Genomic DNA, 10,173 nt, shown 5'->3' with positions numbered 1-10,173 from the left:
GTTCTCCTTGAGGTATTTCACCATCCGCTCCACCTTACCTTTGGTTCTGGCCCTTCGCGGGCGGCAGGCCCGTGGCAGGAAGCCATAGTGATCAGCCAGCAGCAGGAACCCGGAGTTCAACACCACCTTCCCGTTGTTATTTTTCAGCACTGCGGCTTTCTTGTTATCGACCAGCACGGTTTTCACGCTGCCGCCGAAGTAACGGAAGGCGCGAACCAGTGACTCATAGGTATGTTCAGCATACTGTTTTGGTGCCGAGAAGACATGGAAGCGACGTGAGAACCCCAGCGTGTTAACCGCGAAGTTAACCCTGCATCGTTGCCCGGCAACCTCAGCCTCAACTTCCCCCCAGTCATGCTGAAGCTGGTAACCGGGCTGAGTTTCGAAGCGAACCGTTTTCTTCTATGGCCGCATCTTACGTTTGTGCTGGATGTAGTAACGCAACATGGAGCGTCCACCGGTATAACCCATCGCTTTAATTTCCGCGAGGATGACCTCGCCGTTCCAGACGTTCTCTGCCAGACGCATGTCGATATATTCCATGAACGGCCTGAGTTTGGCCATTTTGTGGCGTGTTTTTCTGGCCGGAGGTTCCGGGTATTTCAGGTAGCGTCTGACAGTCCGCTCAGACTCAGAGCAACCAACCTGAGTGGCAATATCGACAATATATGCACCCTGCTGGCGCATTTGCTTTATCATGTAAAAGTCCTCTCTGCTCAGCATGCTGATGTCCTTTCTGGTGTGAGAACCTAAAGGAAACAACATGTTGTGTTGAGCGGACAATCCAAATGGTGAAGTACCGTCTTATATCACTGGCGCTGACACCAGCGGTGATAATCAGTGAAACTGAAAGGAAAGTGCCGCCTGAGTCGGCAGGCTTAGCGTTGTTACAAGAAGAACGGGCTGGGTTGGAACAGGCGTTCCACTTCAGGGACAAACTTTTTGTCCGTCAGGAACATGATCACATGATCCCCTTGCTCTATCTTCATATTGTCGTTGGCGATAATGACATCATCACCGTGCACAATCGCACCGATCAAAGTGCCTGGCGGCAATTTGATATCTTCAATCATTCGGCCAACCACTTTTGACGTGCCTTCATCCCCGTGAGCAATGGCCTCAATGGCTTCTGCCACGCCGCGTCGTAATGATGAGACGCTGACAATATCCGCTTTACGCACATGGCCGAGCAGTGCGGAAATCGTTGCTTGCTGTGGCGAAATGGCAACATCGATAACGCTGCCTTGGACCAGATCGACATAGGCGCGTCGTTGGATCAGTACCATGGCTTTTTTTGCCCCCATGCGTTTGGCCAGCATGGCGGACATGATGTTCGCTTCATCGTCGTTGGTAATGGCAATAAACACATCGATTTGTTCGACATGCTCCTGTGCCAGCAACTCCTGATCGGAAGCGTCGCCGTGAAACACAATAGTGTCTTGCAGCAGTTCAGCCAGAGCGATCGCACGCTCTTCGTTCTTTTCTATCAGTTTAACGCTGTAGTCTTTTTCCAGCTTATGCGCCAACCCCGCGCCGACGTTACCACCGCCGACAATCATGATGCGCTTGTAGGGCTTTTCCAAGCGCTGGAGTTCGCTCATTACGGCGCGAATGTGCTGGGAAGCGGCAACAAAGAACACCTCATCGCCCGCTTCGATAATGGTTGAACCCTGCGGACGGATCGGCCTGTCGTGGCGAAAGATCGCGGCTACGCGGGTTTCGATGTGCGGCATATGCTCACGCAGCGCGGAGAGCGCATTACCGATCAGCGGACCACCATAGTAAGCGTTCACTGCGGCGATACTCACTTTGCCTTCGGCGAAGTTCACTACCTGTAGCGCGCCGGGATACTCGATCAGCTTGTAGATATTGTCGATGACCAACTGTTCTGGTGAGATCAAATGGTCGATAGGCACCGCTTCTGCCTGAAACAGTTGCTCACCGGCGCGCACGTATTCTGCGGAGCGAATACGTGCGATGCGATTTGGCGTATTAAACAGCGAGTAGGCGACCTGGCAGGCCACCATATTGGTTTCATCCGAGTTCGTGACTGCAACCAGCATGTCTGCATCTTCGGCGCCAGCTTCACGCAGTACGCGCGGGTGGGAGGCGTAGCCAGCAACGACGCGCAAATCGAATTTATCCTGCAACTGCCGCAGTCGCGCGGTGTCAGTATCAACGACAGTGATGTCGTTGTTTTCTCCGGAGAGCGTTTCTGCCAGCGTACCGCCCACCTGACCTGCACCAAGAATAATTATTTTCATGATCTGTGCCCGTTGCCGTTGCTATCAGCCAATGCTCTTAACCAACTTAGCATAAAAGAACCCATCGCCGTCCTCTGCAGCCGGTAACTTTTGCAAACCGGGGTGTTGTGCATCGACCGTTTCCACCAGTTCGGCATCCGCATGGCGTGTCAGAAAGGCCCGCATTTGCTGCTGATTCTCTTCCGGTAAGATCGAGCAGGTGGCATAAACTAACGTGCCGCCTGCTTTCAGCCGTGGCCAGATAGCCTCCAGAATCTCCTGCTGCAACAGTGCCAGTTCGGCGATGTCGCTGTCGCGCCGCAGCCACTTGATATCAGGATGACGGCGAATCACGCCGGTGGCGGAGCAGGGGGCATCGAGCAGAATACGATCGAACTGTTGCTCACCACACCAGGCCGCAGGTTCGCGCCCATCGCCTTGCCTCACGTCTGCGTGAAGATTAAGGCGTTGCAGATTCTCTTTTACACGAGTGAGCCGCTGTGGGTCCACATCGACCGCCAATACCTTAGCGTGAGGCGCTGCTTCTAGAATATGGGTGGTTTTCCCACCCGGTGCAGCACACAGATCGAGAATATGTTCATTGTCCTGCGGCGCTAACCAGCGCACGCAACCTTGTACAGAGACATCCTGCACGGTAACCCAGCCTTGCGCGAAGCCGGGTAGCAGGCTTACGGCACAAGGCTCGTTCAGCATGATGGCTTCGTCCTGTTCAGGATGTGGCTGAGCGGCGATACCGGCTTCAGTTAGCAGTGCTAAATAGTGTTCCCGTGTGTGGTGCAAACGGTTGACGCGCAACCACATCGGGGGACGCTGGTTGTTGGCCTCAACAATCTGCTGCCACTGCTGCGGATAGGCTTTCTTGAGGCGTGCTAACAGCCACTCGGGGTGAGCGAAGCGCGACGCATGGTTAGCCGCGCGTTCATCCAGCTCGGCCTGCTGGCGTTGGAATTGGCGCAGTACGCCGTTAATCAACCCTTTGAGCTGTGGGCGCTTGAGTGCAACAGCACCGTTAACCGTTTCAGACAGCGCGGCATGGGCCGGGATGCGCGTGTGAGCGAGTTGATAGATGCCCACCATGATCAGGTTGTGCAACGTGCGCTGCTTCCCGGTCAGCGTTTTTGCCATCAACTGCTGAATTATCCACTCTAACTGTGGCAACACGCGTAATACGCCGAAGCACAGCTCTTGCAACAGGGCACGATCCTTTTCTGAGATATCACGCTGATACTGTGGCAGTAGTGTACTTAGCGACTGGCCTTTATCGAGCACCTGGCCGATAACGTTCGCGGCGATGGCGCGCAGATTGTATGTTGTTTTCATGGATAGTGATTGTCTGAAACGGTAACGCGCCTGCCGTAACAGCAGACGCTATGCCTTTTAGTGGATGAGTGTATTATGCCAGTACGTTGCCTGGAGTGAACCATTCGCGACGCGAATTGAGCAGATCCTGCACCGACATCGGTTTTTTGCCCGCAGGTTGCAGTTGCAGCAGGTTCAGTACGCCTTGCGCGGTGGCGACCTGTATACCTTGCTTGTCTGCACTGATGATCGTGCCGGGTTGTGCGCTATGGTTAGTGTCCAATGCGCTGGCTTTCCACACTTTAACTGGCTGTTCGTCAATGGTGATATAGCTGACAGGCCAGGGATTGAAGGCACGAATGCAGCGTTCCAATTGCTCGGCACTGAGTGACCAATCAAGCTTAGCCTCTTCTTTGCTCAGTTTTTCAGCGTAATTCGCCAGACTGTCATCTTGTTTTTCCGCGACAGCCGTTCCCTGCGCCAGTGATGCCAGCGTCGTCAGCAACCCCAGCGGGCCCAGTTCTGCCAGGCGATCGTACAATGAGGCGCTGGTGTCTTGCGGCGTTATCGGGCATGACAGCTTATGCAGCATGGCTCCGGTATCCAACCCTGCATCCATTTGCATGATGGTTACACCGGTTTCAGCGTCTCCGGCCCAAAGCGAGCGTTGTATCGGTGCCGCACCGCGCCAGCGCGGTAGCAGCGAGCCGTGCACATTGATACAGCCCAGGCGCTGCATATCTAACACCGCCTGCGGCAGGATCAAGCCGTAGGCCACGACCACCATGATATCCGCCTGTAAATCAGCGACCAGTTGCTGATTTTCTGCTGTGCGCAGCGATTTGGGCTGCAACACCGGGACGCCGTGCTGTTCAGCCAACACTTTGACAGGGCTGGGCGTCAGTTTGTTGCCTCGCCCTGCAGGACGATCGGGTTGGGTAAAAACACCCACCACCTGATGCGGTGAAGCCAGCAGCGCATCAAGGTGGCGCGCTGCAAAGTCAGGTGTACCCGCGAAAATAATGCGTAGGGGGCTTTCGGACACGGCGTTTCCTGCGGTAGTGATAAGATTATGGACGACCGTTTAGTCGGGCCATTTTTTCCAGCTTTTGGCGAATTCTCTGGCGTTTTAACTGCGAGAGATAATCAATAAACAGCTTGCCAACCAGATGGTCCATTTCGTGTTGGATACAGATTGCCAACAGGCCATCAGCTTCCAGCTCAAAGGGGTTACCTTCCCGGTCCAGCGCTTTAACCTTCACGCGCTCAGCGCGCGGCACCAGCGCACGGGTTTCAGGAATGGACAGACAACCCTCTTCAATACCGGTATCGCCGTCTTTTTCCAGCAGCTCTGGGTTGATCAACACCAAACGCTGATCGCGTTCTTCGGAAACGTCAATCACGATAATGCTCTGATGCACGTCCACCTGACTCGCAGCAAGGCCGATGCCTTCTTCTTCGTACATGGTGTCGAACATATCATCGACGATGCGCTGAATTTCTGCATTAACCTCTGCGACAGGTTTCGCGATAGTGCGAAGCCGCTCGTCTGGAAAATGTAATACCTGCAAAACTGACATAGTTGATTTCGATCTTTATCCGGTTGATGAAAGCGTATCTGGATCTATTCTAGACATTTCCGGTTCTGATTGACAGCATTTGCCCTGTAAAGCGCAATGGCACAAGGATGAACGCATGCAGGACGTGGAGATGTGGCTGCGGTTAATGAACGTGCGACTCCTCAACGCGGTGAAAACGGTGCAATTGGTGGAGCAATTGCGTCCGCTGGCAGAGGTGACTGCCGAGGTACTGTCCGCGCAGGCCTTGTCGGAAGAGCAGGTCGCGCAATTTCTCACGCAGGATGAAAGTGAGTGTGAAACGGTATTACGCTGGCTGGAGGAACCGACTCACCATCTGCTTACGTACGCAGACTCGCGTTACCCCCCATTATTGCGGCAGATACCTGCTTCTCCCCAGGCACTGTTTGTGCGTGGTAACCCTCAGCTCCTCTGTGCCCCTCAACTTGCTATGGTCGGCAGCCGTCACCCTTCTACGTATGGCGTGCAGTGGGGACACTATTTTGCGCAGGAACTGGCGTTGAATGGTTTTGTTATCACCAGCGGTTTGGCATTATGCATCGATGGCGTGGCGCATCTGGCGGCGCTTGATGCAGGCGGGAAAAGCGTAGCGGTGCTGGGTAATGGATTGCAGCAGACGTATCCCCGCCGCCATCGCGCATTGGCAGAGCGGTTGGTGGAGCAAGGCGGTGCGGTTGTCTCTGAATTTCCCCTGAATGAGCCCCCCGAGGGCAATCAACTTTCCCCGCCGTAATCGTATCATCAGTGGGATTAGCCTCTGCGTGCTGATTGTCGAGGCTTTCATGCGCAGCGGATCTTTAGTCACCGCGCGCTGTTCGTTGGAGCAGAATCGCGATCTCTTCGCGCTACCGGGCGCGCTGGATAACCCAATGACACAAGGTACGCATTAGCTCATCCAGCAGGGCGCTTATCTGGTTACCTGTCCCAAAGACATCATTGAACAGTTGGGCAGTGGGTTATCGTGGCTGCCCCTTGGCGAAAATGAAACTATTTATGCTCTGGACGCCGATGTGGAATTGCCATTTGCCGACGTGTTGGCTAACGTAGGATATGAGGTTACACCTGTTGATGTTGTCGCTGAATGTGCGGGCCAACCTGTGCCAGAGGTAGTAGGTAAGTTGCTGGATCTGGAGTTAGCAGGATGGATAGAAGCAGTACCCGGCGGCTATGTCCGATTGAGGAGGGCTGGCCATGTTCGACGTACTCATGTACTTGTTTGAAACTTACATCCACAACGAAACGGAACTACGCGTTGATCAGGATGCGTTAACTGATGACCTCACGCGGGCGGGGTTCGATCGTGCTGATATCTATAGCGCATTGAACTGGCTGGAGCGCCTGGCGGATTTGCAGGAAGGCAAAGAAGTGCCTTTTGCCTTGGCAAGCGACCCCCATGCACTGCGCATTTATACGCAGGAAGAGGAGCAGCGCTTCGACACCGAGTGCCGGGGCTTTTTGTTGTTCCTGGAGCAAATCAACGTGTTGAATCTTGAAACGCGTGAGATGGTGATCGATCGTGTGATGGCGCTGGATACCTTATCGTTCGATCTGGACGATCTTAAATGGGTGATCCTCATGGTGTTGTTCAATCTACCAGGATGTGAAAACGCCTACCAGCAAATGGAAGACCTGCTGTTTGAAGCAGATGATGATTATTTGCATTAAACCGACAAGTCAGAATAAACCATGGTAATCCCTGCGCTTATAACGGATAAAAAGGCGGAGTGCTGCCCTGAGTGCGGCGCGCCGCTGGTGATTCGCTCCAGCCGCCGCTGCCCTTTTTTGGGCTGCTCGCGCTATCCGTAGTGTGAATTCGTTCGTCCGCTGAAAGCCAATGCGGATGGTCATATTGTGAAGGAGCTGTCTGGGCAACTCTGCCCGCACTGTCAGGGGATGCCAGGGGATGCTGGTGTTGCGGCAGGGGCATTATGGCATGTTTATTGGCTGTAGCAACTACCCGGCGTGTGACCATACCGAGGTCATAGACCGTCCCGATGAAACCGCATTAACCTGTCCACAATATGGCAAAGGTAAACTGCTGCAACGTAACTCGCGCTTTGGCAAAGTGTTCCACGCCTGTGAGCGTTACCCGGAGTGCCAATTTGCGCTCAACCATAAACCGGTGGCGGGAACGTGTCCAACCTGCCACTATCCGCTATTGTTCGAAAAGAAAACGGCGCAGAGCGTCAAACGTTTTTGTGCCAGTAAAGCCTGTGGAAAGCCGGTAACGGCAGAAATTGATACCAATGAGTAATGTAGTGAATGAACAATCGGTTTCTGTCATTCAGGAACTGAGAAAGCAGAATGTCATCGCCTATCCTACCGAAGCGGTTTTCGGCTTGGGGTGCGATCCTGACAGCGAAGCCGCAGTGATGCAACTGCTGGCCTTGAAACAACGGCCTGTCGAAAAGGGGCTTATCCTGATCGCGGCTGATTATCAACAGCTCACCCCTTATATTGATGACAGCCAGCTCAGCGCTGAGCAAAAGGCGGTGATGTTTGCCTCCTGGCCGGGGCCGGTAACGTGGGTGATGCCCGCTAGGTCGAGTACGCCACGTTGGTTGACCGAGCAATTCTCATCGTTGGCGGTGCGCGTCAGTGCACATCCTCTAGTACGTGAGCTCTGCCTGGCGTTTGGCAAGCCAATCGTGTCAACCAGCGCTAATCTGACCGGACTGCCGCCGTGCCGCACGGCACAAGAGGTTCTAACCCAGTTTGGTGAGGCCTTTCCTGTTCTGCACGGAGAAACATCCGGGCGGCAGAATCCGTCTGAAATTCGGGATGTCTTGACGGGCAACCTGATACGACAAGGTTAAAAAGTGGAGATAACGGTGTCTGAAGTAACGTCATTCGCGGTTTTTGGTCATCCTATTGCGCACAGCGAATCGCCACAGATACATGCGCTGTTTTCTGAGCAAACCGGCGTCCCCTTGACGTATGAACGCCTATTGGCACCGCTGGACAGCTTTGAACAAACGCTGCGTGATTTTTTTCAGGCAGGGGCGTTGGGGGCGAATATCACCATGCCTTTCAAGGAGCGTGCCTATCAGGAAGTCGATGAACTGAGCCAACGCGCCTCGTTAGCGGGAGCGGTCAATACCGTGAAACGGCTCGAAGACGGTCGGCTGTTGGGGGATAATACCGACGGTATTGGGCTGCTGAGCGATTTGCAGCGTCTTGCGCTGGTGACACCGCAGCATCGGGTGCTGTTAATCGGTGCGGGTGGCGCCAGCCGAGGCGTTATTCAGCCGTTATTAAGCCATGGGTGTTCGCTGGTGGTGACCAATCGGACGTTTGCCAAGGCGGAAGCGCTCGCGACACTGTTTCAGCCAGTGGGGCCGATTGACGCGTTGCCACTGGATGGACTGGAAGGCGAAAACTTCGATCTGATCATCAACGCCACCTCGTCAGGGATCGCCGGCGATATTCCCGACCTGACTGCCTCGTTGATCACGGCCTCTACGCGCTGTTATGACATGTTCTATCAGGCCAGCCTGACACCGTTTTTATTGTGGTGCCAGCAGCAGGGGGCATCACAGTTGGCAGATGGTTTTGGTATGTTGATCAATCAGGCGGCACACGCGTTCTTCCTCTGGCACTGCGTGATGCCAGATACCACTCCGGTGATCGAACAGATGAAAAAAGCACTTAACGCATGAATCAGGCGATCCAGTTCCCCGATCGCGAAGCGTGGAGCGAAGAGGATCGTATGATCTACTTCCCTGTATTGATCGGTGGTTTTCAGCGTGAATGCCGTATCAGTGCCGCGCAACTTCAGATGCGTTTTGGGGGAACGGATGCGGATAGCTGGCTGGCGTTGTTCAGAGAGCACCGCTGGGATATCGAAGATCTTTTCGAAGCTCAGGTGCTCAATGAACAGGATGACACCGAGGGATATTACTCGCTGTCCTGAGTCAGATAGTCGTTCTTCCACGTGGCGTAGTTATTGGCGGAGTAGCGCAAACCCTCGATCTCTTCTGCTGTCAGTGGGCGGATTTGTTTCACTGGGCTGCCAAGATAGAGATAACCACTCTGCAAGCGCTTACCAAGGGGTACCAGACTGCCCGCTCCAATCATCACGTCATCTTCTACGATAACGCCATCAAGCAGGATCGATCCCATACCGACCAATACGCGGTTGCCGATGGTGCAGCCGTGTAGCATGGCTTTGTGACCTACGGTGACCTCTTCACCAATGATCAACGGATTACCCTGCGGGTTGCTCGCTGAGCGGTGGGTTACGTGCAATACGCTGCCATCCTGGATATTGGTGCGTGCGCCGATGTGGATTTCATGTACGTCGCCACGGATCGTGACTAATGGCCAGATGCTGACATCATCACCAAGCGTCGTGTTGCCGATCACAACGCTGGATGGATCGATCATCACGTTTTCCCCGACAGTGGGGAACGCATCCTTATAAGAACGCAATGCGTGGGAGCCCATATTTACCTCTCAATACATTCGAAAAGAGTAATTTACCCTAATTGTGGTCCTGCTGCTGCCAGAAGCAGCAAAAGTAGGTTGAAAATAGCGCGGGTTGCGCAGGATCTCAACGAAGGGTGTAAAAAACGCGCGAACAGAAAAAAAGATACAAAAAAGGGGTTGTGTAAATTATTGGGATCCCTACAATGCGCCTCCGTTGACACGACACGAAGCGATTCAAGGCGAAGTCAGCAAGAGAAAAACAATTCACTTTCAAATGAAAATAATCGTTGACTCCTAAAGAGGAAAGCGTAGTATACGCCACCTCGCGACAGCAGGCTGCAAGCCGCGTCGCAACGCTCTTTAACAATTAATCAGACAATCTGTGTGGGCACTCACAGGACTTTATCGTAAAGCCTCAGGGCTTAAAAAAATAAAAGTCTTGAAGAGTGAACATCAATTAATTCATTACGAACTAACAGTAATAATTCTTTGAGCATCGCTTCTCGAGTAGAAGCAAATCAAACTTTAAATTGAAGAGTTTGATCATGGCTCAGATTGAACGCTGGCGGCAGGCCTAACACATG

At 53.5% G+C, this 10,173-nt stretch carries 9 protein-coding genes and 3 pseudogenes; 6 read left to right on the top strand and 6 right to left on the bottom strand.

Annotated features, from left to right (window positions below; all coding sequences use genetic code 11):
- The 5 genes and pseudogenes from istA to def form a co-directional block, all read right to left on the bottom strand.
- Positions 1–723 (bottom strand): annotated as a pseudogene (istA, locus tag QZ506_RS14035) (IS21 family transposase); the annotation flags it as partial.
- Between the two features lie 164 nt (positions 724–887).
- Positions 888–2,264, bottom strand: a complete 1,377-nt coding sequence (gene trkA, locus QZ506_RS14030) for a Trk system potassium transporter TrkA (RefSeq protein WP_291971851.1) — start codon at positions 2,262–2,264, stop codon at positions 888–890.
- Positions 2,265–2,288: 24 nt separating this feature from the next.
- Entirely contained in the window at positions 2,289–3,584 is a 1,296-nt protein-coding gene (rsmB, locus tag QZ506_RS14025) for a 16S rRNA (cytosine(967)-C(5))-methyltransferase RsmB (RefSeq protein WP_291971849.1), read from the bottom strand.
- Positions 3,585–3,657: 73 nt separating this feature from the next.
- The gene (gene fmt, locus QZ506_RS14020; protein WP_291971847.1) at positions 3,658–4,608 is read right to left on the bottom strand and encodes a methionyl-tRNA formyltransferase; all 951 of its coding nucleotides are present in this window, start codon (positions 4,606–4,608) and stop codon (positions 3,658–3,660) included.
- A gap of 25 nt (positions 4,609–4,633) precedes the next feature.
- The gene (def, locus tag QZ506_RS14015) at positions 4,634–5,143 is read right to left on the bottom strand and encodes a peptide deformylase (RefSeq protein WP_291971845.1); all 510 of its coding nucleotides are present in this window, start codon (positions 5,141–5,143) and stop codon (positions 4,634–4,636) included.
- Between the two features lie 115 nt (positions 5,144–5,258).
- Here def and dprA point away from each other — a divergent pair.
- From dprA to QZ506_RS13985, 6 genes and pseudogenes are all read left to right on the top strand, one after another.
- A pseudogene (gene dprA, locus QZ506_RS14010) lies at positions 5,259–6,381 on the top strand (DNA-protecting protein DprA).
- Positions 6,353–6,826 carry a DUF494 family protein gene (locus QZ506_RS14005; RefSeq protein WP_291971843.1) on the top strand — a complete coding sequence of 158 codons (474 nt, stop codon included), beginning with the start codon at positions 6,353–6,355 and terminating at the stop codon, positions 6,824–6,826. Before dprA ends, QZ506_RS14005 begins: the two are co-directional and overlap by 29 nt.
- A 21-nt stretch (positions 6,827–6,847) precedes the next feature.
- Positions 6,848–7,415, top strand: a pseudogene (locus tag QZ506_RS14000) (type I DNA topoisomerase).
- Entirely contained in the window at positions 7,408–7,977 is a 570-nt protein-coding gene (gene tsaC / locus QZ506_RS13995; protein WP_291971841.1) for an L-threonylcarbamoyladenylate synthase type 1 TsaC, read from the top strand. The pseudogene QZ506_RS14000 and the gene tsaC overlap by 8 nt, the downstream one beginning before the upstream one ends.
- A 15-nt stretch (positions 7,978–7,992) precedes the next feature.
- Positions 7,993–8,820 (top strand): shikimate dehydrogenase, encoded by an 828-nt coding sequence (aroE, locus tag QZ506_RS13990; RefSeq protein ID WP_291971839.1) that lies wholly within the window; start codon positions 7,993–7,995, stop codon positions 8,818–8,820.
- Positions 8,817–9,074, top strand: a complete 258-nt coding sequence (locus QZ506_RS13985) for a DUF1488 domain-containing protein (RefSeq protein WP_291971838.1) — start codon at positions 8,817–8,819, stop codon at positions 9,072–9,074. The genes aroE and QZ506_RS13985 overlap by 4 nt, the downstream gene beginning before the upstream one ends.
- On the opposite strand, the gene QZ506_RS13980 is transcribed toward QZ506_RS13985, so the two are convergent.
- Positions 9,059–9,607 carry a gamma carbonic anhydrase family protein gene (locus QZ506_RS13980; RefSeq protein ID WP_291971836.1) on the bottom strand — a complete coding sequence of 183 codons (549 nt, stop codon included), beginning with the start codon at positions 9,605–9,607 and terminating at the stop codon, positions 9,059–9,061. The genes QZ506_RS13985 and QZ506_RS13980 overlap by 16 nt on opposite strands.
- Positions 9,608–10,173: the final 566 nt, after the last annotated feature.

The sequence above is a fragment of the Candidatus Symbiopectobacterium sp. genome (genome assembly GCF_020054415.1).
Lineage (GTDB): Bacteria > Pseudomonadota > Gammaproteobacteria > Enterobacterales > Enterobacteriaceae > Symbiopectobacterium.
The sequence above is the reverse complement of the archived record's forward strand: the minus strand, read 5'-3'. Positions and strand labels throughout refer to the sequence as shown.

What these genes read in the sequence shown, in the direction of transcription:
- trkA (WP_291971851.1), bottom strand. Translation starts at nt 2,264, where the DNA reads ATGAAAATAATTATTCTTGGTGCAGGTCAGGTGGGCGGTACGCTGGCA.
- rsmB (WP_291971849.1), bottom strand. Translation starts at nt 3,584, where the DNA reads ATGAAAACAACATACAATCTGCGCGCCATCGCCGCGAACGTTATCGGC.
- def (WP_291971845.1), bottom strand. Translation starts at nt 5,143, where the DNA reads ATGTCAGTTTTGCAGGTATTACATTTTCCAGACGAGCGGCTTCGCACT.
- QZ506_RS14005 (WP_291971843.1), top strand. Translation starts at nt 6,353, where the DNA reads ATGTTCGACGTACTCATGTACTTGTTTGAAACTTACATCCACAACGAA.
- tsaC (WP_291971841.1), top strand. Translation starts at nt 7,408, where the DNA reads ATGAGTAATGTAGTGAATGAACAATCGGTTTCTGTCATTCAGGAACTG.
- QZ506_RS13985 (WP_291971838.1), top strand. Translation starts at nt 8,817, where the DNA reads ATGAATCAGGCGATCCAGTTCCCCGATCGCGAAGCGTGGAGCGAAGAG.
- QZ506_RS13980 (WP_291971836.1), bottom strand. Translation starts at nt 9,607, where the DNA reads ATGGGCTCCCACGCATTGCGTTCTTATAAGGATGCGTTCCCCACTGTC.